Below are 24,298 nucleotides of genomic sequence, written 5' to 3'. Positions count from 1 at the left end.
CCGTACAGCGGCGCCGACATCACCGCGCCAGATGACCTGCCCTGCCGACGCCGGAGCCATAGGCACGCACGATGAGGAGCGGACCATCCCGCGCCGACCCCGGCGGCACTTCCCCGTACGGCAGCACCACCCTCACCGCACCCGGCACCCCGCCGTACCTGGACCATCCCCCGCCATACGACGGCGCCGACATCACCGCGCCAGGTGACCCGCCGTACCGGCGCCGGAGCCATGGGCACGTACGGTGAGGAGTGGACCGTTTCGCGCCGACCTCGGCGTCACTTCCCTGTACGACGGCGCCGCCTCCCCGTGCCGTACCGGCGCGGGTGATCAGGAGTGGTCGGGGGCCTCGCCGTAGTGGTGGATCAGGGAGCGGAGTTCGGCCACGGCCTGGCGGGAGCGGGCCTTCTCGGTGCCCTGGATGCCCATGGCGCCCACGCTGGAGCCGTCGGCCAGGTCGATGCGGGGCCAGGGTTCGCCTTCGGGGAGTGTCACGCCCAGGAGTTCGGGCCACTCGTAACGGTGGACGCGTATGGCGTTCACCACGGTGACGCCCTTGGTGTCGGCCTCGACGCGGAGGCGGCCGAGGAGGTGGAGGATGAAGGCGACCAGGCAGCCGAAGAGCACGACCCCCACCTTGTCGGCGAGGCCGAAGGGGGGCGGCAGCAGGACGGCCAGCACCACGGCGCCGCCGACCATGACGGTGGCGAAGCCGTAGGCCAGGACGCGGGCCCGGCGGGGGCGCCACACCACCGGGAGCGTGGGCGGGGGCTCGTGCTCAGCCACGCGGACCTGCCAGGCGGGGCCGGCGGGCGGCGCGTGGGCCTGCCGGGGGGCGGCGAGAGGGCCGGTCGGCCAGGTGGGGGTCGTGGGGCGGGCGGGGCGGCACTTGCTGGGTTCCCTTCGGGTGGCGGTGTGGGTGGTGCTTTGGTCCGCGGTCCCGAGGGGAGGGGCCTCAGGGGAGGTCGTTCATGTCGCGGGCCTTCAGGTCGCGCAGGAGCAGGGCCGTCTCGATGGCCGCCAGGGTGGCCTCGTAGCCCTTGTCCTCGTGGCCGCCTGGGACGCCGGAGCGGTCGACGGCCTGATCAAGGTTGTCACATGTGAGGACTCCGTTGCCCACGGGGGTGGATTCGTCCAGGGACACCCTGGTCAGGCCGGAGGTGACCGAATCGCAGACGTATTGGAAGTGGGCGGTCTCGCCGCGGATCACCGTGCCGAGTGCCACGACGGCGTCGCAGCGCCGGGCCAGCGCCTGGGCCACGACGGGGATCTCCAGGGAGCCGGCGACCCGGACGGTGACGGCGGAGGCGCCGCAGTCGCGGACGGCGGTCTCGGCGCGGGCGACCATGCGATCGGTGATGTCGTGGTGCCAGCGGGCCGCGACGATGCCCACGGTGAGGCCGGCGGCGGCGACGGGCGCGGCGTCCGGCCGCCCGGCGCCGCTCATCGCACACCGCCCGCGTGCGCGGCACCGTTCACCGAGCTCGCCACAGGCTGCGCGGCACCGTTCACCGAGCTCGCCACGGGCTGCGCGATGCCGTTCACCGAGCTCGCCACAGGCTGCGCGGCACCGTTCACCGTGCTCACCACGGGCTGCGTGATGCCGTTCACCGTGCTGACCACGGGCTCGGCACCGTTCACCGTGCTCGCCGCGGGCTGCGCGGTGCCGTTCACCGTGCTCGCGGCGGGTTGCGCGGGCTCCTCGTCCATCGCCGGTTCCTCCATCTGGTGTCCGAGGCGGTCGCGTTTGGCGGTGAGGTAGCGGATGTTGAACTCGTTGAAGGCGACCGGCATGGGCTCGCGGCCGAGCACCTTGATGCCGTAGCCGTCGAGGCCGCGTAGTTTGGCCGGGTTGTTGGTGAGGACGCGCACCGACTTGACGCCGAGGTCGGCGAGCATCTGGCCGGCGTTGGAGAACTCGCGGGCGTCCACGGGCAGGCCGAGTTCCAGGTTGGCGTCCACGGTGTCGCTGCCGCCGTCCTGGAGGCTGTACGCCTTGAGCTTGGCCATCAGCCCGATGCCGCGTCCCTCGTGGCCGCGCAGGTACACCACGACGCCCCGGCCCTCGGCGGCGACGGCCCGCATGGCGTGGTCGAGCTGCACGCCGCAGTCGCAGCGCAGGGAGCCGAGCACGTCCCCGGTGAGGCACTCGGAGTGGGCACGCACCAGGACGTTCCTCCCGTCGCCGATGTCGCCGTAGACCAGCGCGACGTGCTCGCCGCCGTCGATGCCGCTGGCGTAGCCGTACGCCCGCCACATGCCGTACTTGTTGGGCAGGTCGGTGACCGCGACCCGGGTGACCACCCGCTCGGTGCGGCGGCGGTACTCGACGAGCTGCTCGATGGACACCAGCGCCAGGCCGTGCTCGTCGGCGAACATGCGGAGCTGCGGCAGCCGGGCCATGGTGCCGTCGTCGTTGACGATCTCGGCGAGCACGCCCGCGGGGGTGAGCCCGGCGAGCCGGGTGAGGTCCACCGCGGCCTCGGTGTGGCCGCGGCGGGCCAGCACGCCGCCCTCGTGGTAGCGCAGCGGGAAGATGTGCCCGGGGCGGACCAGCTCGAACGGCTCGGTGGCCGAGTCGGCGAGGGTGCGGATGGTCCGCGCGCGGTCGGCGGCGGAGATGCCGGTGGTCACGCCGTCCCTGGCGTCCACGCTGATGGTGTACGCGGTGCGCAGCCGCTCGCGGTTGTGCTGCACCATCAGCGGCAGCCCGAGGCGGTCCAGGTGGGCGCCGAGCATGGGGACGCAGATCACGCCGCTCGTGTAGCGGATGGTGAAGGCGAGCAGCTCCGGCGTGGCCTTCGCGGCGGCGAAGATGATGTCGCCTTCGTTCTCGCGGTTCTCGTCGTCCACGACCACCACGGGCAGCCCGCGGCGGATGTCCTCGATCGCCCGCTCGATGGAGTCGAACCTGATGTCGTTCATGCCGTCGCCACCTCCAGCCGGCGGATGTACTGCCGGCGCCATTCACGAAATCCCAGCAGGACCAGGACGAAGAAGATCCCGTACACCACGCCGGACACCACCAGCCCCGAGGCGAACGCCAGGGGCACGCCCACCAGGTCGACCGCGACCCAGATCCACCAGAAGTCGATCAGCGCCTTGCCCTGGGCGTAGGTGGCGACGGCGCTGCCCACGAAGATGTAGGCGTCCGGGAGGGGCGCCCACGACCAGCCGGTGACGGTGAAGAACGCGGCGACCGCGGCGGTGGCGGCCGCCATGACGGCGACCAGGACGACGCGTTCGCGGGTCCGCCCGGGCCGCACGGCGAGGCCTTCGGGGTCCTTGGCGCCGCGTGACCAGCGCACCCAGCCGTACACGGCGAGCACCCCGAACATCGCCTGCTTCAGCGCGTTGCCGGTGATGTGGGCCTGCACCGAGGCGGCGAACAGCAGCACCGAGCCGGCGAGCTGCACGGGCCAGGTCCAGATGGTGCGCCGGATGGCCAGCCACACGGTGGCGAGGGCGCAGACGTTGCCGACGAGGTCGATCCAGAGGACCTTCTGGCCGAGCAGGGTGAAGCCCGCCTGGGTCCAGTTCATGACGCGGCGCCCGAGCGGTGCGCCTCGGTGAGCCGCTCGACGTACTTGGCGATCACGTCGACCTCGAGGTTGACGGGGTCCCCCGGCCGCCGCAGGCCGAGCGTGGTGAGGCTGAGGGTGGTGGGGATGAGCCCCACGGAGAAGCCGTCGTCGTGCAGGGCCGCGACGGTCAGGCTGACGCCGTCGACCGCGATGGAGCCCTTCTCCACGACGTAGCGGGCGATGCCGGGCGGCAGGGTGAACCGCACGGTCTCCCAGTGCTCGGCGGGCTCACGGGCGGCGACGGTGCCGGTGCCGTCCACGTGGCCCTGCACGATGTGGCCGCCGAGACGCTGGTCGGCGCGGACGGCCCGTTCCAGGTTGACCCGTGCGCCGGGGACGAGGGAGCCGAGCGTGGTGCGGTCCAGCGTCTCCTTCATGACGTCCGCGGTGAAGACGTCGCCGTCGACGTCCACGACGGTCAGGCAGACGCCGTTGACCGCGATGGAATCGCCGTGCCGGGTGCCCTCGGTGACGGTCTTGCCGCGGATGGACAGCCGCGCCGCGTCGTCCAGCGCACGCAGCTCGGTGAGCTCCCCCAGCTCTTCGACGATTCCGGTGAACATTCGCTCCACCCGGCCCCTCCTACTCGCCTGTAGCCATTGCCACGGCGAGCCCCGGGGTGAACGGGGTGCGGCGAACGCACCACGTGCGCGCCCGGCGACATCGGTCGCCGGACGCTCGCGCGCTTCCTCCCATCCGGACTTTCACCGTCGGTCCTGGAGTTCCACCAGGTCCACCGGCCGATGGACTCGGCCGGGTCGCGGACTGTCACCGCCGGTTCGGAATTTCACCGACCCCGGAGCACGCTGCTCTGCCCTCAGTGTGCCACGCCCTGCAAAGAGCTCGTAACCCCACACCCCTGTAAGCGCCAGGTCGGCGACCGGAGGCAAGACTGGGGTGCCACCCCTTATGCACACCTTTGTTCGAAAACGTGGTGTCGCCGGGGATTTGCGTACCATGGTCAAATTCGGGCGATTTCGTCATGGCCGCGTCATGCTTGTGTCACAGAACCGTGACAATGGCAAATATGGGCGATCGATAGTGTGACCTACGGCATCGACGCAGGTCAATGGGTGTGCGGACACGAACTGATTGACATTCCGCAACGAACCTCAAAAAGGCGAGAGGGAGCCGTCGAGGACATTGACCGGCAGGTAATAAATTGCCAAGGTTCCCTCAAGTCAGGATTTTCTGCTGATCGATCTCTGGTGGCAGCCACACGATGACTCTCCCCTCACCCGCCACGCCCGAGGCGGGCTCCGCGCCCACCGGCGCCGCCGGAGCCCCGCCCGCCGGCACCGGCACCGCCCCCGCGGTGGGACGCTCGCCGTCCCAACTGATGTGGCGGCGCTTCCGCCGCGACCGCACCGGCGTGGCGTCCGCCTTTGTCGTGGCTTTCTTCTTCCTCGTCGCGCTCCTGGCGCCGGTGATCTCGTGGCTGTACGGCAAGGACCCGTACACGACCTACGGCCAGAACACCCCCGGGCTGCTCAACGAGTACGGCTACCCGATCGCGCCGAACGGCGGCGTCAGCGCCGACTTCTGGTTCGGCCTGGAGCCCGGCCTCGGCCGCGACGTGTTCATGCAGCTCGTGTACGGCATCCGCACCTCGCTGTCCATCGCGGTGATCGTCACCATCGTCACGACGGTGATCGGCGTGGTGATGGGCATCTGGTCGGGTTACGCCGGCGGCAAGACCGACTACGTCATCGGCCGGATCATCGACACGCTGCTGGCCTTCCCGTCGCAGCTCTTCCTCATCGTGTTCCTGCCCGTGGTGGAGGCGGCGTTCGTCTCGCCCGAGGAGGAGACGCCGGTCTGGCTGAGGTACGTGTCCATCTGCCTGGTGCTCACCGTGCTCGGCTGGGCCACCATCTCGCGGCTGCTGCGCTCACAGGTGCTGTCGCTGCGCGAACGCGAGTTCATCGAGGCGGCCCGGGTCACCGGGGCCTCCCCCGCGCGCGTCATCTTCAGGGAGCTGCTGCCGAACCTCTGGACGCCGATCATCATCCAGTCCACCCTCGCCCTCCCGCTGTACGTCGGCGCGGAGGCGGGACTGGGCTTCCTCGGGGTCGGCATGACCGAGCCGACGCCGGACTGGGGCCGCATGTTCCTGGTGGGCTCCAACGTCTACCACCAGGACATCACCTACCTGGTGTTCCCCGGCGTCTCCATGGTGATCTTCGTGGTGGCCTTCAACCTGCTCGGCGACTCCCTGCGGGACGCCTTCGACCCCAAGACCCGGCGATGAGCCGCTTCCCCGCCGTCCTCCCCCGGACGGCCCAAGAATCCCAGGAATCAGGAAGGGCGATATGAGAATCTCACGCAGGAGCACCGCCGCGGTGGTGATCCTCACGGCCGGGGCACTGACGCTGGCCGGCTGCGCCAAGGGCGGGGGCGGCGGCCCCGCGGCGTCGCCGGGCGGCACCTCCAGCACGCCGCTGGAGAACAAGGCGGTCAGCGCCATCACCGTCGGCACCGCCGAGGACTCCAAGGGCCCGGCGCCCGCCGTCCCCGGTTCCAAGCGCGGCGGCACGGTCAACATGATCGACCGGGACGACTTCTCCCACCTGGACCCGGGGCGCATCTACCTGAACTACAACTCCACCGTCTCCCTGCTGTTCACCCGGCAGCTCACCGGCTACCGGCAGGAGGGCGGCAAGATCACGCTGGTCGGCGACCTCGCCACCGACACCGGCACCACCACCGACGGCGGCAAGACCTGGAAGTTCACCCTCAAGGACGGCCTGAAGTGGCAGGACGGCACGCCGATCACCTCGGGTGACATCAAGTACAGCTTCGAGCGGCTGTTCGCGCCGTTCATCACCGAGGGCCCGACCTACGTCCAGCAGTGGCTGGTCGAGGGCGACTACCGCAAGGCCTACGAGGGCCCGTACGACGGCAAGTCGCTGGACGCCATCCAGACCCCCGACGACAAGACGATCGTCTTCACCCTGACCGCCCCGCACCCCGACTTCAACTTCACCGTGGCCATGACCGGCTACGGCGCGGTGCCGAAGGCGCAGGACACCAAGGAGAAGTACGACAAGAAGCCCTTCTCCTCCGGGCCGTACCAGATCGTCAGCCACGTGACCGACAAGTCGCTGGACCTGGAGCGCAACCCCCACTGGGACCCGAACACCGACCCGATCCGCAACGCCTTCCCCGACAAGTGGCACATGGAGTTCGGCGTGCAGGCGCAGAACTCCACCGAGCGCTTCCTCGCGGACAGCGGCGCGGACAAGACCGCGATGACCTTCCACAACGCCGTCGCGGCCGAGCGGGTGCAGGAGGTGCTGAACAACCCCGACGCGATGAAGCGCTCGGTGCGTGGCCTCACGCCGTTCACCACCTTCTACAACATCAACACCAAGCGGATCACCGACGTGAAGGTCCGCCAGGCGATCATCAAGGCCTGGCCGTCCAAGCAGGTGCAGCTCATCGCGGGCGGTGAGGTCAACACCGGCCAGATCGCCACGACCGTGATGAGCCCGACGGTGCTCGGCTACGAGGCGTTCGACCTGTACGGCATGCGGGCCAAGCCCACCGGCGACCCCGAGGGCGCCAAGCAGCTGCTCCAGGAGGCCGGGCAGCCCAACCCGACCGTGGTCTACGCCTACAACCAGACGCCGACCCAGGAGAAGATCACCGTCGCGATCAAGGACGCGCTGACCAAGGCCGGCTTCAAGGTCGTGGCCAAGCCGCTCAACCCGGCGACCTACTACGACGCCATCGGCCCGGTGGACAACAAGTACGACATCTACTGGGGCGGCTGGGCCGCCGACTGGCCGACCGGCTCGACCGCCATCCAGCCTCTGTTCGACGGCCGGCAGATCGCCGACAACGCGTCCAACTACAGCCACCTGAACGTGCCGGCGATCAACGAGGCGATCGACAAGGCCAACGCCATCGCCGACCCGGTGGAGGCCGGCAAGGCGTGGGCCGCGATCGACAAGATGATCATGGAGCAGGCGGCCATCGTGCCGGAGTACTACCAGACCTACTTCGGTCTGTACGGCTCCGGGCTCGGCGGCGTCGAGTTCGACCCGATCTCGGGCGAGCAGTACCCGCTGAACGTGTTCGTCAAGTAGTTCCCGCGCCCGCGGCGCCGCCGTACCGGACCTGTGCCCGGTACGGCGGGGCCGCGGAGCCGCCCGTCCCGTCCCGACCACCGGTCACACCGGCTGGAGAAGCAGTCCGAGGCCATGTTCCGGTTTTTCGTCCGCCGTGTCATCGGCGCCGCCGTGATCCTGCTGATCATCAGCGCCGTCACGTTCTTCCTCTTCTACGCCGTGCCCCGCGACCCGGCACGGGCGTTCTGCGGCAAGATCTGCCCGCCGCAGAACCTGGAGCTGATCCGCCACAACCTGGGCATGGACGAGCCGCTGTTCGTGCAGTACCTGCACTGGCTGGGGGGCATCTTCACCGGCCGTGACCTCGTGCAGTTCGGCACGTGCGACGCGCCGTGCCTCGGCTACTCCTTCGCCACGCAGGAGCCGGTGTTCTCCGCGATCGTGGACCGTTTCCCCGTCACCCTGTCGGTGACCGCGGGAGCGGCCGTGGTGATCCTTTCGTTCGGCGTGATCACCGGCATGATCGCGGCGTGGCAGCAGGGCAGGCCACTCGACAAGATCGCCAGCACGTCGTCGGTGATCGGCGCGTCGCTGCAGATCTACTTCGTCGGGCCGCTGCTGGTGTTCTTCATCGTGGACAGCATGGGGCTGCTGCCGCGGCCCCGCTACATCCCGTTCACCGAGGACCCCGTCGGCTGGTTCGTGCACCTGCTGATCCCGTGGGTGGTGCTGTCGATCATCTTCACCGCCAACTACACCCGCATGACCCGCTCGGTCATGGTGGAGCAGCTCGCCGAGGACTACGTGCGGACCGCACGCGCCAAGGGCATGTCCAGCCGCACGGTCTTCCTGCGGTTCGCCTGGCGCGGCGCGATGATCCCCATCGTGACCATCTTCGGCGTGGACCTCGCCACCCTGCTCGGCGGCGCCATCATCACCGAGCAGACGTTCACCCTGCACGGCATCGGCGAGCTGGCGGTGCGCGCCGTGCAGAACACCGACCTGCCCATGCTGCTCGGCGTGACGCTGGTCGGGGCGTTCGCCATCGTCGTCCTCAACATCGTGGTGGACGTCCTCTACGCCGTCATCGACCCCCGTGTACGGCTCACCTGACATGTCCTCCCGAACCACCACAAGGAGCACCGAGTGACCACCGTGACCTGGGAGCGCGAACCGGCCGGCCCGCGCGGCCCCGGGCCGTTCCTGTCGGTCAGGGATCTGTCCGTGCAGTTCAGCACCGAGGACGGCGTCGTCCACGCGGTGGACCGGCTCTCGTACGACCTGGAGAAGGGCACCACCCTCGGCATCGTCGGGGAGTCGGGGTCGGGCAAGTCGGTGTCCACCCTCACCATCCTCGGGCTGCACGACCCGGCCGTCACCAAGATCGGCGGCGAGGTCTGGCTGGAGGACCGCCAGCTCGTCGGCGCCCCGCGCGCCGCCATGGAGAAGCTGCGCGGCGACCGCATCGCGATGATCTTCCAGGACCCGCTGACCTCGTTGTCGCCGTACCACACCGTGGGGCGGCAGATCGGCGAGACCTACCGCAAGCACAAGGGCGCGAGCAAGCGCGAGGCGCGCGACCGGGCGATCGAGATGCTGCGGCGGGTCGGCATCCCGCACGCCCAGACGCGGGTGGACGACTACCCGCACCAGTTCTCCGGCGGCATGCGCCAGCGCGTCATGATCGCCATGGCGCTGGTCTGCGACCCCGACCTGCTCATCGCCGACGAGCCCACCACCGCGCTGGACGTGACGGTGCAGGCGCAGATCCTCGACCTGCTCAAGGAGCTGCAGCAGCAGTTCGGCACCTCGATCATCCTGATCACCCACGACCTCGGCGTGGTGGCGCGCACCGCGCACGACGTGCTCGTGATGTACGCCGGTCGGGCCATCGAGCAGGGCGGCGTGCGCGAGGTGCTGCGCGAGCCGCGCCACCCGTACACCTGGGGGCTGCTCGGCTCCATGCCGCGGCTCGACTCCAACGTGGACCTGCCGCTGCTGCCGGTGCGGGGCACGCCGCCGAGCCTGCTCAACCCGCCGCCCGGCTGCCCCTTCCACCCGCGCTGCGACTACCGGGACCGGGTCCCCGGGGACATGTGTGAGACCGAGCGGCCCGAGTTGTCCCCCGCCTCGGGGCACCGGGACGCCTGCTACCTGACGCTCGCGCAGAAGCGGGAGATCTTCGACGGCCAGATCAAGGGACGACTGTGAGCGAGACGCTGCTGGAGCTGTCCGGCCTGACCAAGCACTTCCCCGTGACCGGCGGGCTCGTCCTCAAACGGCAGGTCGGGCGGGTGCACGCGGTGGACGGCGTGGACCTGGCCGTGGAGGCGGGGCACACCCTCGGCCTGGTGGGGGAGTCCGGGTGCGGCAAGTCGACCACCGGGCGGCTGGTCGCGCGGCTGCTGGAGCCCACCGCCGGGAAGATCCTGTACCAGGGCAAGGACATCGCGCATTCGAGCCGGCGGCAGCTCAAGCCGATCCGGTCCGAGATCCAGATGATCTTCCAGGACCCGTACTCCTCGCTGAACCCCCGGCACACCGTGGGCGGCATCATCAGCGGGCCCATGGAGGTCAACGGCATCAACCCGCCCGGCGGGCGGCAGAAGCGGGTCAGGGAGCTGCTGGAGATCGTCGGGCTCAACCCCGAGCACTACAACCGCTTCCCGCACGAGTTCTCCGGCGGGCAGCGGCAGCGCATCGGCGTCGCGCGGGCCCTCGCGCTGGAGCCGAAGCTGATCGTGGCCGACGAGCCGGTGTCCGCGCTGGACGTGTCCATCCAGGCGCAGGTCGTCAACCTGCTGCAGCAGCTTCAGCGCGACCTCGGCATCGCGTTCCTGTTCATCGCGCACGACCTGGCCGTGGTGCGGCACTTCTCGCAGCGGGTCGCCGTGATGTACCTCGGCAAGATCGTCGAGGTGGGTGACCGGACGTCCATCTACGAGCGGCCCCGCCACCCGTACACCCACGCCCTGCTGTCCGCCGTCCCCGAGGTGGAGCTGGAGGACAAGCCCGCCACCGAGCGCATCCGCCTCACCGGGGACGTGCCCTCCCCCATCGACCCGCCGTCCGGCTGCCGCTTCCGCACCCGCTGCTGGAAGGCCCAGGACAAGTGCGCCATGGAGGAGCCGCCGCTCGTCCGCCTGGAGGGCAACCACGAGGGCCACCTGACGGCCTGCCACTTCCCCGAGGCCCCGACCACCCACGGCGAGGACGTCATCCTCGACCCCGCGCTCGCCTGAACCGGCGCCCCGCGGAGCCGCTCGAGGACGTAGGTTCGTCCATGCCGGGTTCACGAGAGATCGGGAGGCCGCCGTGGCGGTGTTGCGGGACAGGAAGGCCGTGGTCACCGGAGGGTCGCGAGGCATCGGGCGGGCCATCGTGGAACGCCTGGCCGCGGACGGCGCCGAGGTGGTGTTCGGCTACGCCGCCAACGCGGAGGCGGCGGCCGAGGTGGAGCGGGGCGTCAAGGCGGCCGGGGGCGCCGCGCACGCCGTGCGGGCCGACCTCGCCGAGCCGGGCGCCGCCACGCGGCTCATGGAGGCCGCGGCGGAACGGCTCGGGACGGTGGACATCCTGGTGAACAACGCCGCCCCTGCGTTCGTCCCCACGCCGCTGGCCGACCTGGCCGAGGAGGACTTCGACCGGGCGATGACGGCGAACGCCCGCGCGATCTTCCTCACCCTGCGCCACGCCGCCCGGCACATGCCCGACGGCGGCCGGGTGATCAACATCTCGACCGTCAACACCGTACGTTCATCCCCCGGCATCGCGGCCTACGCCGCCGGCAAGGGCGCCCTGGAACAGCTCAGCCTGGTCGCCGCCCAGGAGCTCGGCCCCCGCGGCATCACCGTGAACATCGTCTCCCCCGGCGCCACCGACACCGACCTGCTCCGCGGCACCAACCCGCCGGAGGCCCTGGAGATGGCCACGGCCATCACGCCGCTGCGCCGCCTCGGCACACCCGACGACGTCGCCGCCGTGGTGGCCTTCCTCGCCGGCCCCGACGCCCGCTGGATCACCGGCCAGAACATCCGCGCGAGCGGCGGCCTCGTCTAGCGCGGCCCCGGGGAGCTTCCCGTCCCGCGGGCCGCCCCACCGCGGCGGCGCCCCAGGAAGGAAACCTCACTAGAGCAGGCGGGCGGCCTGGGCGCGGAGGGCCTGGACGGCGCCCGCGGGGTCGTCGGCCCCGTACACGGCGTTCCCGGCCACGAAGACGTCGGCGCCGGCCTCCGCGCACCGCTCGATGGTGGCCGCGGAGACGCCGCCGTCCACCTGGAGCCAGATCTCGCCGCCGTGCTTGCGGATCAGCTCCCGGGCCCTGCGGATCTTGGGCAGCATGATGTCGAGGAACGACTGGCCGCCGAAGCCCGGCTCCACCGTCATCACCAGCAGCATGTCGATCTCACCGAGCAGGTCCTCGTAGTCCTGCACGGCGGTGCCGGGGTTGAGGGCGAACCCGGCCCGGGCCCCCGCCTCGCGGATGCGCCGCAGGGTGCGCACCGGCGCGGTCGCCGCCTCGGCGTGGATGGTGACGCTGCCCGCCCCGGCCTCGGCGTAGCCAGGTGCCCAGCGGTCCGGGTCCTCGATCATGAGATGGCAGTCGACGGGCAGGGTGGTGGCCTTCACCAGGGACTCGACCACCGGCAGCCCGATGGTGAGGTTCGGCACGAAGTGGTTGTCCATCACGTCGACGTGCAGCCAGTCGGCCACGTGCGCGACCTTGGCCACCTCGTCGGCGAGCCGCGCGAAGTCGGCGGTGAGGATGCTGGGCGAGATCTGTGCTGGCATGATCCCCCAGTCTACGGCCCCCGCCCGTCCCCGCCGGGCGGCGCCGCGTCGGACAATGTACTGATCATGCCGCCGGAACAGCTCCGTCCACTCCTCGGCGAGAGGGTGCGCCCGGACCCGGCGACCTCGGCGAGCTCCTCGAAAATCCGCGGATCACGGAGTGACCGGCTCGCCGAGCCAGGCGAGGGTGAACTCCCCGTCGTGGCGGACGCCTTCGAGAAAGGCTCGCCACTCGGCGGGCGTGTACGCCACACCCGGCTGTCCGTCGTCACCCCGCACGACCACCCGGTGTCCGTCGAAGGAGACGAGAACCTCGCTCGCCACGCGGACGGGTGTGGCCAGCCGGTCCAGACCCAGATCTCCCCTGCGCACCCGCTCGAGCAACGCGAGCCACCGCTCAGCCGCTAACCCGATCATCGGCCTGTCCTGCGACACGTCATTGGAGTTACGCACCCACACGGTCACCCCGTCGAAACGAGCCTCCACACAGTTGCTCTGGGCGCCACTACGAGAGCTTTTACGCCAGACGCTGTCCAACCGCTGACCTCCTGGCATATGAGACACTTTCGGTGTGAAGCGTGCTCCTTAGAGAGTATTCGCCAGCTTCTCCAGAAAGGAGTCCGTCTCCTCTGGCGTCAGGGCGAGTTCGCAGAGACGCTCGTAGGCACGGAGATACTGCATCGCGCCATGCTCGTCCTCAATGTACATATCGGTGTTCATCGCCTCGATATGTGCGACGGTGAGCTGTGGCAGGTTCAGAAGGGTGAAGGCGCCGGACATGCCCGGATGGGGACGATCCATGAACGGGAGTACCTGCACCGTGACAGTGGGCAGGGTTGCGCATCTCCGCAGATGCCCAAGCTGCTCCTTGAAGGTCTTCGCCCCACCGATAGGGTGCCGAAGAGCCGCCTCGCTGATCAGCGCCCGCAGCACGACGGGCTCGTCCCGAGTGAGCACCGCCTTGCGCGCCATACGGACGGCGACGAACTCGTCCAACTCGGTCTCGCTACTCAGACCACGCATGGCCGCTACGAACACGCGGGCATACGCCTCCGTCTGCAAGAGTCCGGGAATGAGGTAGGTCTCGTAGGTGCGAATCTCGGTGGCCGCGGCCTCGAGCCGGATCAGGTCTACGTACGAGGGCGCCAGGGCGTCGCTGTGCTCGACCCACCAGCCACGCCGCTCATGCTGGATCTCCGCCGCCACGACCATCAGTTTCTCTCGGACGGCAGGATCAGCGATCTCATAGGCGTCCAGAATGGGCGGTATATCCCGAGGCGGAATTCCGACGAGGCCGTTCTCGATGCGGCTGAGCGAGCCTGTCGACCGTTTGCACTTCTCAGCGGCCACAGCAAGAGACGGGATACCCGCCTGTAGCCGGAGTTCGGCGAGCTTCGCCCCTAGCCAGCGCTGCCGGAGCGACGGCGTATCCACCTTTACGTCCTCCTTTGAACTCTCGTCTTTGCACCCTGACAGCCCGGCGACCTTTTCTTCAGTGGAAGATTTTCGCTGAAGCCGCTTGCGAAGCAGAATCAGCAGGCTCACTCTAGGCTCGCCAGGCGATCACGGAAAGCAGTTGACCGAAAGCATGCCGTAACGGTGGCTCGGATGGGCCCTCACGGGCCATGTGCCAGTGATCGTCCGGCGACGCGACAAACGATCAGCGCCCTCATGTCGCAATGGCGGTCAAGAGCGATCAAATGGCACACAGCACGAGAGGATCAACGTGATGGCTATGCGTCGGCATACGGTGGCTCGAATGGTCGGCTGGCTCACCAGTCGCATCCGCCTGACGGCGAACGCACCGGACCGGCCACGTGGGGCCCTTGTCCCCACCCGGCCGGTGACGCCGCTGGATCCGATGGACTTTCCGACCTACAACCAGCCGTTCGCGGCCGTTCCCTCCGAGGTGAAGGCGGCCCGCGCGTTCGTCACCGCCCTCCTCGGGGCCGAGCACCCCTGCCACGACGACGCGATCCTGCTGACCAGCGAACTGGCCGGCAACGCCATCCGGCATGCCGTCCACGGCGCGTTCGCCGTCTCGGTGGCGCTGGTGCCGGGCGGGGTGAGGATCACGGTGGGCGACCGCGGCTCCGCGACGATCCCGCGCCCGCGCGACCCCGGGGATGCCGAGGTCGCGGGGCGTGGACGCGATGGTCGACGCCCTGGCCACCCGCTGGGGTTTCCAGAGGACCACGGGGAACACCAGTGTCTGGTTCCGCCTCGCCGAACCCGCCCGCGCCGACACCTGAATCCACCAGAAGGCGCCAGAAGCGGGAAGAACGTCAAGGGAACCGGCTCGGTCACGGCTCGGCGACCGGCCCTCGCCGGCCCCCGCCGCGGGCGGCCAGTGCCGCCACGACGTCGAGGAAATCGTCGAGGTCGGCCTGGCACTCCGCGTCCCAGTCCACCGGGGCGTCCAGATGCTCCGCCAGCAGCTGATGACCCGGCAGCAGGTGGGGCGCAATCTGGGCTCGGCGGCTGCGGGTGTCCAGTGAGCCCTCGGAGAACCGGCCGCCGACCTCCGAGGTCGCGAACCCGAGGATGAAGGTGCTGAGCATCCGCTCCATCCTGGGCACCTGCGCCGGCTCGACACCCGCACGCAGCACCGCGTCGAACACCAGGTCAATGATCATGATCGCGGACGGGCTCACGGCCGGACGGGTGAACAACAGCGGGAAGACGGAGGGATACCGGCGCGCCACCGAACGGACCTCGGCGGCCAGATACAGGAGCGTCTCCCTCCAGCCGAGACCGGCCGCCGGCCGGGAAACGTCGGCGAGCATGCGGCCGATGACGGCGTCCAGCAGCTCGTCCTTGTTGCGGAAGTACCCGTAGAGCGCCATCGGCGTCAGCCCGATGCGGGCGGCGACCGTGCGCATCGACACCGCCTTGATGCCCTGCTCGGCCGCGACGAGAAGCGCGGCATCGGCGATCTCGGCACGGCGAGAGTCCTTGAGCTTCCGCATCGCCTCAGTCTACACTGTAGAGTGGTATACAGCGTAGACCGGGAGGTCTCGATGCTTCGAGCGGTCGGCTTGACGAAGCGCTACGGCGACGTACGGGCCCTCGACGGATTCACGCTCGTCGTGGAGCCGGGTGAGGTCGCCGGCCTGGTCGGGCACAACGGCGCCGGGAAGACGACCTTCGTGGAGATCGTCTGCGGTCTCGTCCGCGCCGACGCCGGCACGGTGACGATCGGCGGCCGGGCGCCACGCTCCGCTCGGGGCGATCTGGGGGTGGCCCCGCAGCACATAGCGCTCTATCCCGGCGCGACCGCCCGGGAGCACCTCGTGCTCTACGGCCGGCTGGCCGGGTTGCGCCGGGCGGCACTCGCGGCCGCGATGGACGAGGTCGTCGAGGCGATGCTGCTCACGGACCTCCTCGACCGGCGCGCCGGGCTGCTCTCCGGAGGGCAGCAGCGGCGGATCCAGGCCGCGATCGCGCTCCTGCACCGGCCCGGTCTTCTCCTGCTCGACGAGCCGACCGCCGGCGCGGACCCGCAGACCCGGCAATCGCTGCTGGCCGCCGTGCGGCGGCGCGCCGCCGACGGAGCCGCGGTCGTGTACACCACGCACTACCTGCCCGAGCTGGCCGAGCTCGGCGCCACCCTCGCGGTCGCGCAGGGGGGACGGATCATCGCCCGCGGGACCAGCGAGGAACTGCTCAGCGGCCTGACCGACGAGGTTCGCGTACACATCGACGACAAGGAGCTCCGGATGCGCACCAACGACGCCGCCAAGACCCTGGTCGATCTGCTGAGCGGGCCACACGGCTCGGTGCACAGCATCGACATACGCAAGGCCTCCATTGACGACCTCTACCGGTCGCTGGCGTGACCGATGATCGCCGAATCCCTGTACCGGGTTCTCGCCCTCGCGCGGATCAACTGGACCCTGCGGCTGCGTGATCCCGGCCAGTTCATCAGCTACCTGCTGATGCCGATGATCCTCATGCTCGTGCTCAAGCCCATCTACAACCGTGCGTTCTCCGGCGGCACGATGCAGGTGGTGACCGGCATGCTGGTGATCTTCTCGACGTTGGCGCTGGCCATCGTCGGCACCGCGACGCTCACGGAACGGACCTGGCACACCTGGGACCGGCTACGGTCCACCCGTGTCACCACCGCCGAACTGCTGGTCGGCAAGGCGCTGCCGATCTTCGTGGTCCTGCTCACGCAGCAGACGATCCTGCTGGCCTACGGCACGCTGGTGATCGGGGTGCGTCCGGCCGGGAGTCTGTGGCTGGTGGCGCTCGCGGTGTCCGCCTGGGGCGCGACCCTGCTCGCCATAGGTACCGCGATCGCGGCCACGGTCCGCAGCCACGGCGAGTTGAGCGCGATCTGCGACATCGGCGCGCTGACGCTGACCACGCTGGGTGGCGCGTTCGTCCCCGTCGGCATGTTCCCCGGGTGGCTGCAGGCGGTGGCACCAGTGTCGCCGGGCTACTGGGCCCTGTCCATGCTGCAGGCCGCGCTACGCGGGAACGTGCCGGGAACGCTGCTACCGGCCACCGTACTCCTGACGATAGGCGCCGCCGCCGGGACCTACGCCATCTGGCGCCTGAGCCGCGGCCTCGGCCGCACGACGACGCTCTGACGCGCCACCCGGACGACCGACCACCGGGCCTGCCGCCCTACCCCACCATCCGGACGACCGGCCACCCGACCTACCCCACCATCCGGACGACGGCCACCGGGCCTGCGGCCTGCCGCCCATCCCACCATCCGGGTGGCGCCGGCGCCGGGTCAGCGGGCGCCGGCCGTCACCGGGTGGTCGTCGCGGTCGCTCAGCGTCTCCTGGCCCGCAGACTCTGCTTGCGGCGGTCGACGCGGGCCTGCCGGTCCGCGTCCGGCTCGGCGTCCTCGGGTGCCGCGGCCGGTGTGGTGGTGGCGTCGACGAGCGCGGCCGGCTGCGAGGTCTCGTGCGGGTCCTCGATGGCGAGCAGGAGGCTCCGGCTGACGATCTCGGTGAAGTCCTGGGTGGACACGATCAGATGCGGCTCGCCGCCGCGCAGCGCGTCGAGCATCGCCCGCCAGCCCTGTTCCTCCCCGATACCGAAGGCGGCCCGCCGCCGGACGGAGAGCTCCCGCGTCTCGGGGGTGTACCCGCTCAGGTCCTCGGCCCGGGTGTTCTGGACCCACTCGCCCCAGCCGATCGAGACGACTCGGGTGCCGGGCAGCGGCCTCGCGTACGCGCTGGCGTCGAGGTAGGCGTTGGCGGCGCAGGAGGCGAGCCGACCCGTGCCACCGCCGGTGGCCACGTCGGTCGAGGAGAACAGGACCACGAACCCTACTTGCTCACCCCTCAGCTCCCGCAGCAGCGCCCGGGTGCCCGCCACCTTCGGCGCCAGCACCTGGTCGATGCCGGCGGTGGTCGTGAACCGGGTCAGGCCAGCGCCGGGCACGCCGGCGGCGTGCAGCACCCCGTCGAGGCCGCCGTAGCGCTCCTTGGCCAGATCGACGGCCTGGCGCACCACGGTCTGGTCGGCGACATCGCCACTGACGACGGTCACCTCCGCACCCAGGCGCTCCAGTTCGAACACGTCCCGCAGACGGCGCCGCAAGCCCGGGACCGCGGCCTCGTCGCACAGCACGGCCGCCCACCGCTCCCGCGGCGGCAGCGGAGTCCGGCCGAGCAGAATCAAATTGGCCGCGTACTCACCGGCCAATTGCCGCGCCAGCGCCATGCCGACGGCCCCGAGGCCGCCGGTGATCAGGTAAACACCACCACGACGCGGCCCCGGCACCATCTCGGCACCGGCCGTGACCGCTGAAACACCCGGGCCGTACGGGACGGCTGAGGTACCCGGGACCGCTGCGATAGCAGAGGGCGTCCAGCGCCGTCCCTGGACCGCTGAGACCGCCGGGACATCCGGGGCAGCGGGGACCGCCGGGGCAGCCGGGCAGGGCGCGGGGTCGTACGACGGCGTCCAGCGCCGTCCCTCGACCGCCGGAACGTCCGGGAGAGCCGGGGCAGCCGGGGCAGCCAGGCGTGGCGCGGGGTCGTACGACGGTGTCCAGCGCCGTCCCTCGCGCAGCGCCACGACCCGGTCGGCCGGTTCGCCGAGCAGTTCGTCGACGAGCTGCGTCAGCACGTCGCCGGCCGGCTTCCCGATGTCGACCAGGCGCGCCGCGGTGCCCGGGTACTCCACCGGCAGCATCCGGCACGCGCCGACGGCGGTGGCCTGCTCGGGCCGCATGCGCGCGGCGTCGGCGGGCAGCACGTGCTGCGAGCCGGTGGTCACGACGTCGCACCACCAGGTGAGGCCCAGGTCGCCGTAGGCCTGCGCCAGGCCGACGAGGGTGTGCAGGCCGTGGCGCACGGCCCGCTCGGCCGGGTCCTCGGCGGTGGCCTCGGTAATGGCCTCGCCGGGCGTTCCCAGGTGCCACAGGTGGACCACCCTGATGGGGATGCGCCCGGCCGCCTTGAGGGCGGCGAGCAGCGTCCGCGCGTCCTCGGGTACGCCGGGCCGGATGGTGAAACCGCCGTCGGCCTCGGCGTACCGTGCGCCGGGCGAGACCGAGAGGTGCGAGGCGCCGAGCGCGTCGAGGCGGGCGGTGAGGGCGTCGGCGACCGGCTCCGCGCCCGGCGCGGTGAGCACGAGCCAGACGCCGCCGACCGGCGCGGGCCGCCGCGGCGCGGTCTGGCGCCAGACGGGCAGGTGGAGCCACTGATCCTCGGGCAGCAGCGGCAGGGCCTCCGGCTCGTCCTTCCGCGAGGCGGGGGCCCGTCCGGTGGCCGCGCCGCGCCGCGCCTCCAGCCAGTACGGACGGCGTTCGAAGGGGTACGTCGGCAGCGGCACCCGGCCCGGCAGCGCCACCCCGCCGTGACCCTGCACCGCCCCGCCAGGCCCATCGGCCCCGCCATGCCCATCAGTCATGTCAGGCCCAATGGCCACGCCACGCCCATCGGCCCCGGCCACACCCGGCTTATCGGCCACACCAGACCCACCGGCCCCGGCCACACCCGGCTTATCGGCCACACCAGACCTGCCGGCCACACCAGACCCACTGGCCGCATCAAGTCCACCAGCCACACCAGGCCCATCGGCCACCCCATGACCATGCGCCATGCCGCCGCGGCCGTGGTAGGTGAGCCAGTCGACGTGTGCGCCGGCGAGCCATAGCCGGCCGAGTGCCTCGGCGAGCACCTCGTCGTCGGGCCGGTCGTCCCCGGCCGCGGGCTGCGTGGGCAGGATGAGGGGCCGGCGGTCCTGCTCGCACGCCGGGTGGGAGCGCACCATGGTGCCGAGCGACCGGCCGGGGCCGATCTCCACGAAACCGGTGTCGGGGTCGGACAACGCCGTGGCCACCGCGTCGGCGAAGCGGACGGTGGCGCACATGTGAGCGGCCCAGTACCCGGGGTCGGTGACCAGGTCGGCGGTGGCGAGGGCGCCGGTGACGTTCGACAGGTAGGGCAGGGTCGGCGGGTGCGGCGTCACCGACACGGTGGCCCACGCGGTGAGCTCGTCGCGGACGCCGGCGAGCATCCGGGAGTTGAACGCGTGGGTGGTGCGCAGGTCGCGGCAGGCCACACCCCGCTCGGTCAGTTCCCTGGCCAGCCTCGCGATCGGCTCCGGCGCGCCCGCGACCACGACCTGGTCGCCGTTGTCGGCGGCGAGGTCGACGCCCCGCGCGGCGAGATCCGGGACCAGGCCGCGCAGCCTGGCCTCGCCGGTCGCGACGGCGAGCATGGCACCGGCCGGCCGCGCCGCGATCAGGCGCGCCCGGTACGCCACCAGCCGCAGCGCGTCGGGCAGGGACAACACGCCGGACAGACAGGCAGCCACGTACTCACCGACGCTGTAGCCGATCATGGTGCTGGGCGTGACGCCCCAGTGCATGAGCGTGCGGGCCAGCGCGTATCCGGCGACGAACGCGGCAGTCTGGGCCACCTCGGTGCGACACGGCAGCGCCGCGCGCGGATGCTCCTCCACCTCGGTGCGACACGGCAGCGCCGCGCGCGGATGCTCCTCCACTTCGGTGCGGCGCGGTGGCGCCGGGCGCGGATTCTCCTCCGCCTCGGTCCCGTGTGGTGCCCGCGACTCGGTCTCCTGGCCGGCCGGTCGTGGTGGTGTGAGCAGTAGCGCGCCGATGCCGGCGGCGAGCGGCTCGTCCAGCAGCGTGAGGCATTCGTCGACGTGCGCGCGGAACACCGGTTCCGTCGCGTAGAGTCCGGCGACCATGCCGGGGAACTGCTCGCCCTCGCCGGCGAGGAGGAAGGTGACCGGGCGGGCTCGCCAGGACTCGTGACGGGTGCGGGCCGGAGTGCCACCGGTGGGCTCGCCGCGCAGCAGGGACGCGGCCTGCGCGGTCGACGCCGCGACCAGGACCCGTCTGTGGTCGAACACCCGGCGTCCGGCCTGCAGCGTGAACGCGACGTCGGCCAGGCGCGGGGCTCGTTCGTCCAGGTGCCGGGCCAGCCGGGCGCAGGACTGCTCGAGCGCGGCCTCCGAGCGGGCCGACACCGGCAGCACGTGGTGGCGGCGCGGACCCGGCGGGCGCTCGGGCACCGGCGGGGGCTCCTGCACGACGACGTGGGCGTTGGTACCGCCCGTGCCGAGGCTGTTGACGCAGGCGATGCGCGGCCGGCCGGCCGACCGCGGCCAGGGCACAGGCTCGGCGCTGACCCGGAACGGGCCGCCCTCGAAATCGATCTTCGGATTGGGGGTGCGGAAGTGCAGGGTCGGCGGGATGAGCTCCTCGCGCAGCGCCATGACGACCTTGATGAGCCCGGTGACGCCGGAGGCCCGGTCGAGGTGCCCGACGTTGGGCTTCACCGAGCCGAGCACGCAGCGCCGCTCCCGCGCGACGTCGCCGAAGGCCTGGGTCAGCGCCGCCACCTCGATCGGGTCTCCGAGCTCGGTGGCGGCCCCGTGGGCCTCGACGTAGCCGATCTGGCCGGCGCGCACACCCGCGTTGGCCAGCGCGGCCGAGACCACCGCGGCCTGCCCCACCATGCTCGGCGCGGCGAACCCGAACCTCATCGTGCCGTCGTTGTTCACGGCCGAGCCGCGGATGAGCGCCAGCACCGTGTCACCGTCGGCGAGCGCCGCCCGCGCCGGTTTGAGCAGCACCACCGCCACCCCGTCGCCGTACATGGTGCCGCGGACGCCGGCGTCGAAGGTGCGTACGTGCCCGTCCGGGGACTCCAGGCCGCCCGGCGTGTACAGGTGCCCCACCGTGTCCGGCACCCGAACCGACACCCCACCGGCCAGGGCGAGCTCACACTCCCCCGCGCGCAGCGCCTGGCAGGCCAGGTGTACCCCGACCAGCGACGTCGAGCAGAACGTCTGCACCGAGACGCTGGGCCCCGTCAGGTTCAGCTTGTACGACACCATGGTGGACAGCGCGTCCTTGTCGTTGCCGATGACCACCTCGAAGGAGCCGGCGTCCAGGTCCTGCTCGAACTGGGCACCGCGCTCCAGCATGTAGGTGCTCAGGTTGGCCCCGGCGTAGACGCCGACCCGGCCGCGCGTCTCCGGGTCCGGGTAGCCGGCGACCTCCAGCGCCTCCCAGGCGCACTCGAGGAACAGCCGCTGCTGCGGGTCGGCGATGGTGGCGTCGCGGGGGCTGAACCGGAAGAACGCGGCGTCGAACCCGCGTACGTCGTCGAGCACCGGGCGGGCGGGCACATAGGCCGGGTCGTCGGCCAGGGCCGGGTCGACGCCGCTCGCCAGCAACTCCTCCCGGCTGAACCGGCGGATCGACTCGGTCCCCGAGGCGATGTTCGTCCAGAACGTCGCCACGTCGGAGGCTCCGGGGAACCGCCCGGACATGCCGACGACCGCGATGTCGGTGTCCCTGACCTGGTCGCCGGTGTCGGTGACTGCCATGGTGCCTTGACCTCCAGAGGTGTCGGTCGCCGGGGGTACGGGGGGCGGGGTCACCGCCGCCCTGGGGAGTCGGTCGCCGACGGTACGGGTCGCCCGGGGGCGGGGTCACCGTCGGGGGGCGCCGACCGGCTCGGGAAGCAGGGCCAGGACCTGCGGCGGGAGTTCCTGGTGCACCGGGGTGAACCCGTGCGCGAGGAACATGTCCCGGCAGCCGCGCCGGCGGACCTTGCCGCTGGTGGTGCGCGGCACGCCGGAGGCGATCAGGACGACGCCGGGTAAGGACAGGTCGAACGTCCGCACGATCGCCTGGCGCACCAGCAGCGCGAGTTCCCGCGCGGGCATGCCGCGTAGCTGCGGGACGCTGGTCTCCTGCACGATCACCACGTGCTCCGGATCGGTGCCGGCCGCGAACGCCGCGCCGATCCTGCCCCGCAGCGCCGGGTGCACCGACTCGACGACCTGCTCCACGTCCTGCGGGTAGATGTTGCGGCCGTTGACGATGATGACGTCCTTGAGCCGGCCGGTGACGTAGAGGTCGCCGTCCAGCAGGAAGCCCAGGTCCCCGGTGCGCAGGAACGGGCCTTCTCCGTCGATGGTGTACGCCCCGAAGGTCTCGCGCGTCTCGTCGGGCTTGTTCCAGTAGCCCCGGGCGACGCTGGCGCCGCGCGTCCAGATCTCGCCGACGGTGCGCTCGGTGAGCACCCACCGCGTCCGCGGGTCCACGATGCGCACCTGCTGTTCGATCGCCCTGCCGCTGCCGACCAGGACCGTGCCGTCCCCGGCGGGGGCTGGGACGATCTCGTTGCGGGCCAGCGCCTCCCGGTCCACCTCGCAGGTGACCGCGGCACGCTCGTACGGGGTCGCGCTCACCGCGAGCGTCGCCTCGGCGAGGCCGAAGCCGGGCTTGACGGCGCCGGGGCGCAGTCCCGCCGCCGCGAAGCGGCGGGTGAAGTCCGCCACCGTCTGCGCGCGGACCGGCTCGGCGCCGTTGACACAGGTGTGCAGCGTGCTCAGGTCCAGTTCGCGGAGCTGCTCGTCGGTGACCCGGCGCAGGCACAGGTCGTAGGCGAAGTTCGGGGCGAAGGTGTTGGTGGCGCGGTGCCGGGTCATCGCCTGCAGCCAGTGCGCCGGCCGTTTGATGAAATGGGTGGGGGTCATCAGCACGGATTGGCCGCCGACGAACATCGGCGCGAGCAGCCCGCCCATCAGGCCCATGTCGTGGAAGTGCGGCAGCCAGCTGACCAGGACCGTGCCGTCGTTCATGGTGCAGGCCGTGGTCAGTTCCCGCTCGTTGGCCAGCAGGTTGGCGTGGGTGACGATCACACCCTTGGGTTCACTGGTGGAACCGGAGGTGTACTGGAGGAACGCGACCGTGTCGGGCCCCACGCCCTCGGGCATGCGCCACCGCGCGGCGTCGCCCAGCGGCGCGGCGTCGGTGACGACGCAGTCGAGCGCGTCGAATCGGCCGTCCTCGCGCAGCAGTTCGGTGACGCCTGGCGCGCTCTGCTCGGCGGTGAGCACCAGGCGCACGTCGGCGTCGATCATGATGCCCGAGATGCGCTTCATGCTGCGGCTGTCGTGCGGCATCGGCGCGGGCACCGGGATCATGCCCGCGTACAGGCTGCCGAGGAACGCGACGAGGAACTCGGCGCCGCTCGCGTAGGCCAGCAGCACCCGGCTGCCGGCGGTCAGCCGCCGGGCCAGCCCGTCGGCCACCTGCCGTGCCTGCTCGTCGATCTCGCGGTAGCTGGTGCGCTCCTCCACCACCCCGGTGAAGGTCTCCCGGACGAACGTGTAGTGGCGCCGGTCGGCGTACCGCTCCAGCATCGCTCGGACATGGTGGACAAAGCTCGTGGACATCAGCTTCTCCTTGTCGCGGGAGCCCAGGCCCGGCCCGCGTACGGCCGGTAGGGCCGGAAGACTTCTTAGGCGTACCGGTCGGAACAGTTCAGGGTCGTCCATCGCCTACCTCCATCGCACGGGTGTGCTTCGACGTCGCGGGCCCGGTGTCCC

General features: G+C 71.1%; 20 protein-coding genes, 1 pseudogene and 1 riboswitch. Of the genes and pseudogenes, 9 read left to right on the top strand and 12 right to left on the bottom strand.

Annotation, left to right across the window (positions count from 1 at the left end; genetic code table 11):
• Positions 1–71 precede the first annotated feature (71 nt).
• The gene (locus tag ABGB17_RS26070) at positions 72–248 is read left to right on the top strand and encodes a hypothetical protein (protein WP_347634037.1); all 177 of its coding nucleotides are present in this window, start codon (positions 72–74) and stop codon (positions 246–248) included.
• Positions 249–330: 82 nt separating this feature from the next.
• Here ABGB17_RS26070 and ABGB17_RS26065 read toward each other — a convergent pair whose 3' ends face one another.
• The 5 genes and pseudogenes from ABGB17_RS26065 to ABGB17_RS26045 form a co-directional block, all read right to left on the bottom strand.
• Entirely contained in the window at positions 331–786 is a 456-nt protein-coding gene (locus ABGB17_RS26065) for a PH domain-containing protein (protein ID WP_347634035.1), read from the bottom strand.
• A 169-nt stretch (positions 787–955) separates the two neighbouring features.
• Positions 956–1,447 carry a 6,7-dimethyl-8-ribityllumazine synthase gene (ribH, locus tag ABGB17_RS26060; RefSeq protein WP_347634033.1) on the bottom strand — a complete coding sequence of 164 codons (492 nt, stop codon included), beginning with the start codon at positions 1,445–1,447 and terminating at the stop codon, positions 956–958.
• 269 nt (positions 1,448–1,716) lie between these two features.
• Positions 1,717–2,925: pseudogene (locus ABGB17_RS26055) on the bottom strand (bifunctional 3,4-dihydroxy-2-butanone-4-phosphate synthase/GTP cyclohydrolase II); the annotation flags it as partial.
• Positions 2,922–3,542 carry a nicotinamide mononucleotide transporter family protein gene (locus ABGB17_RS26050; RefSeq protein ID WP_347634031.1) on the bottom strand — a complete coding sequence of 207 codons (621 nt, stop codon included), beginning with the start codon at positions 3,540–3,542 and terminating at the stop codon, positions 2,922–2,924. The pseudogene ABGB17_RS26055 and the gene ABGB17_RS26050, both read right to left, overlap by 4 nt.
• Positions 3,539–4,147 carry a riboflavin synthase gene (locus tag ABGB17_RS26045; protein WP_347634098.1) on the bottom strand — a complete coding sequence of 203 codons (609 nt, stop codon included), beginning with the start codon at positions 4,145–4,147 and terminating at the stop codon, positions 3,539–3,541. Before ABGB17_RS26045 ends, ABGB17_RS26050 begins: the two co-directional genes overlap by 4 nt.
• A 115-nt stretch (positions 4,148–4,262) precedes the next feature.
• Positions 4,263–4,393: riboswitch (FMN riboswitch) on the bottom strand.
• Positions 4,394–4,806: 413 nt separating this feature from the next.
• Here ABGB17_RS26045 and ABGB17_RS26040 point away from each other — a divergent pair.
• The 6 genes from ABGB17_RS26040 to ABGB17_RS26015 all read left to right on the top strand — a co-directional run bounded on the left by ABGB17_RS26040 (position 4,807) and on the right by ABGB17_RS26015 (position 11,716).
• Positions 4,807–5,835, top strand: coding sequence for an ABC transporter permease (locus ABGB17_RS26040; protein ID WP_347634029.1), 1,029 nt, complete (start codon positions 4,807–4,809; stop codon positions 5,833–5,835).
• A gap of 61 nt (positions 5,836–5,896) precedes the next feature.
• The gene (locus ABGB17_RS26035; protein ID WP_347634027.1) at positions 5,897–7,675 is read left to right on the top strand and encodes an ABC transporter substrate-binding protein; all 1,779 of its coding nucleotides are present in this window, start codon (positions 5,897–5,899) and stop codon (positions 7,673–7,675) included.
• Between the two features lie 114 nt (positions 7,676–7,789).
• Positions 7,790–8,770 carry an ABC transporter permease gene (locus tag ABGB17_RS26030; RefSeq protein ID WP_347634025.1) on the top strand — a complete coding sequence of 327 codons (981 nt, stop codon included), beginning with the start codon at positions 7,790–7,792 and terminating at the stop codon, positions 8,768–8,770.
• 33 nt (positions 8,771–8,803) lie between these two features.
• Positions 8,804–9,868 carry an ABC transporter ATP-binding protein gene (locus ABGB17_RS26025; RefSeq protein WP_347634023.1) on the top strand — a complete coding sequence of 355 codons (1,065 nt, stop codon included), beginning with the start codon at positions 8,804–8,806 and terminating at the stop codon, positions 9,866–9,868.
• A complete protein-coding gene (locus ABGB17_RS26020) occupies positions 9,865–10,899 on the top strand; it encodes a dipeptide ABC transporter ATP-binding protein (RefSeq protein ID WP_347634021.1) in 1,035 nt (344 codons plus the stop codon). The genes ABGB17_RS26025 and ABGB17_RS26020 overlap by 4 nt, the downstream gene beginning before the upstream one ends.
• A gap of 73 nt (positions 10,900–10,972) precedes the next feature.
• Positions 10,973–11,716, top strand: coding sequence for an SDR family oxidoreductase (locus tag ABGB17_RS26015; RefSeq protein ID WP_347634020.1), 744 nt, complete (start codon positions 10,973–10,975; stop codon positions 11,714–11,716).
• A gap of 69 nt (positions 11,717–11,785) precedes the next feature.
• On the opposite strand, the gene rpe is transcribed toward ABGB17_RS26015, so the two are convergent.
• From rpe to ABGB17_RS25990, 5 genes are all read right to left on the bottom strand, one after another.
• A complete protein-coding gene (gene rpe, locus ABGB17_RS26010) occupies positions 11,786–12,448 on the bottom strand; it encodes a ribulose-phosphate 3-epimerase (protein WP_347634018.1) in 663 nt (220 codons plus the stop codon).
• A gap of 153 nt (positions 12,449–12,601) precedes the next feature.
• Complete coding sequence (locus ABGB17_RS26005) at positions 12,602–13,003, bottom strand: DUF397 domain-containing protein (RefSeq protein ID WP_347634016.1); 402 nt, start codon at positions 13,001–13,003, stop codon at positions 12,602–12,604.
• Positions 13,004–13,033: 30 nt separating this feature from the next.
• Positions 13,034–13,993 carry a helix-turn-helix transcriptional regulator gene (locus ABGB17_RS26000; protein WP_347634014.1) on the bottom strand — a complete coding sequence of 320 codons (960 nt, stop codon included), beginning with the start codon at positions 13,991–13,993 and terminating at the stop codon, positions 13,034–13,036.
• A 330-nt stretch (positions 13,994–14,323) separates the two neighbouring features.
• A complete protein-coding gene (locus ABGB17_RS25995; RefSeq protein WP_347634013.1) occupies positions 14,324–14,524 on the bottom strand; it encodes a hypothetical protein in 201 nt (66 codons plus the stop codon).
• Between the two features lie 227 nt (positions 14,525–14,751).
• Positions 14,752–15,417 carry a TetR/AcrR family transcriptional regulator gene (locus ABGB17_RS25990; RefSeq protein WP_347634011.1) on the bottom strand — a complete coding sequence of 222 codons (666 nt, stop codon included), beginning with the start codon at positions 15,415–15,417 and terminating at the stop codon, positions 14,752–14,754.
• A 51-nt stretch (positions 15,418–15,468) separates the two neighbouring features.
• Here ABGB17_RS25990 and ABGB17_RS25985 point away from each other — a divergent pair, with 51 nt between their 5' ends.
• Complete coding sequence (locus ABGB17_RS25985) at positions 15,469–16,287, top strand: ABC transporter ATP-binding protein (RefSeq protein ID WP_347634009.1); 819 nt, start codon at positions 15,469–15,471, stop codon at positions 16,285–16,287.
• 3 nt (positions 16,288–16,290) lie between these two features.
• Positions 16,291–17,046 (top strand): ABC transporter permease, encoded by a 756-nt coding sequence (locus tag ABGB17_RS25980; protein WP_347634007.1) that lies wholly within the window; start codon positions 16,291–16,293, stop codon positions 17,044–17,046.
• A gap of 190 nt (positions 17,047–17,236) precedes the next feature.
• Here ABGB17_RS25980 and ABGB17_RS25975 read toward each other — a convergent pair whose 3' ends face one another.
• The gene (locus ABGB17_RS25975) at positions 17,237–22,285 is read right to left on the bottom strand and encodes a type I polyketide synthase (protein ID WP_347634005.1); all 5,049 of its coding nucleotides are present in this window, start codon (positions 22,283–22,285) and stop codon (positions 17,237–17,239) included.
• Positions 22,286–22,390: 105 nt separating this feature from the next.
• Positions 22,391–24,145: a fatty acyl-AMP ligase gene (locus ABGB17_RS25970; RefSeq protein ID WP_347634003.1), complete on the bottom strand. Its 1,755-nt coding sequence runs from the start codon at positions 24,143–24,145 to the stop codon at positions 22,391–22,393.
• Positions 24,146–24,298 lie beyond the last annotated feature (153 nt).

It is taken from the genome of Sphaerisporangium sp. B11E5, from assembly GCF_039871875.1.
Lineage (GTDB): Bacteria > Actinomycetota > Actinomycetes > Streptosporangiales > Streptosporangiaceae > Sphaerisporangium.
The sequence above is the reverse complement of the archived record's forward strand: the minus strand, read 5'-3'. Positions and strand labels throughout refer to the sequence as shown.

Bases quoted from the DNA above. Each gene is read 5' to 3' on its own strand.
- ABGB17_RS26070 (WP_347634037.1), top strand. From the start codon at position 72: ATGAGGAGCGGACCATCCCGCGCCGACCCCGGCGGCACTTCCCCGTAC.
- ribH (WP_347634033.1), bottom strand. From the start codon at position 1,447: ATGAGCGGCGCCGGGCGGCCGGACGCCGCGCCCGTCGCCGCCGCCGGC.
- ABGB17_RS26050 (WP_347634031.1), bottom strand. From the start codon at position 3,542: ATGAACTGGACCCAGGCGGGCTTCACCCTGCTCGGCCAGAAGGTCCTC.
- ABGB17_RS26045 (WP_347634098.1), bottom strand. From the start codon at position 4,147: ATGTTCACCGGAATCGTCGAAGAGCTGGGGGAGCTCACCGAGCTGCGT.
- ABGB17_RS26040 (WP_347634029.1), top strand. From the start codon at position 4,807: ATGACTCTCCCCTCACCCGCCACGCCCGAGGCGGGCTCCGCGCCCACC.
- ABGB17_RS26035 (WP_347634027.1), top strand. From the start codon at position 5,897: ATGAGAATCTCACGCAGGAGCACCGCCGCGGTGGTGATCCTCACGGCC.
- ABGB17_RS26030 (WP_347634025.1), top strand. From the start codon at position 7,790: ATGTTCCGGTTTTTCGTCCGCCGTGTCATCGGCGCCGCCGTGATCCTG.
- rpe (WP_347634018.1), bottom strand. From the start codon at position 12,448: ATGCCAGCACAGATCTCGCCCAGCATCCTCACCGCCGACTTCGCGCGG.
- ABGB17_RS26005 (WP_347634016.1), bottom strand. From the start codon at position 13,003: ATGCCAGGAGGTCAGCGGTTGGACAGCGTCTGGCGTAAAAGCTCTCGT.
- ABGB17_RS25990 (WP_347634011.1), bottom strand. From the start codon at position 15,417: ATGCGGAAGCTCAAGGACTCTCGCCGTGCCGAGATCGCCGATGCCGCG.
- ABGB17_RS25985 (WP_347634009.1), top strand. From the start codon at position 15,469: ATGCTTCGAGCGGTCGGCTTGACGAAGCGCTACGGCGACGTACGGGCC.
- ABGB17_RS25980 (WP_347634007.1), top strand. From the start codon at position 16,291: ATGATCGCCGAATCCCTGTACCGGGTTCTCGCCCTCGCGCGGATCAAC.
- ABGB17_RS25975 (WP_347634005.1), bottom strand. From the start codon at position 22,285: ATGGCAGTCACCGACACCGGCGACCAGGTCAGGGACACCGACATCGCG.
- ABGB17_RS25970 (WP_347634003.1), bottom strand. From the start codon at position 24,145: ATGTCCACGAGCTTTGTCCACCATGTCCGAGCGATGCTGGAGCGGTAC.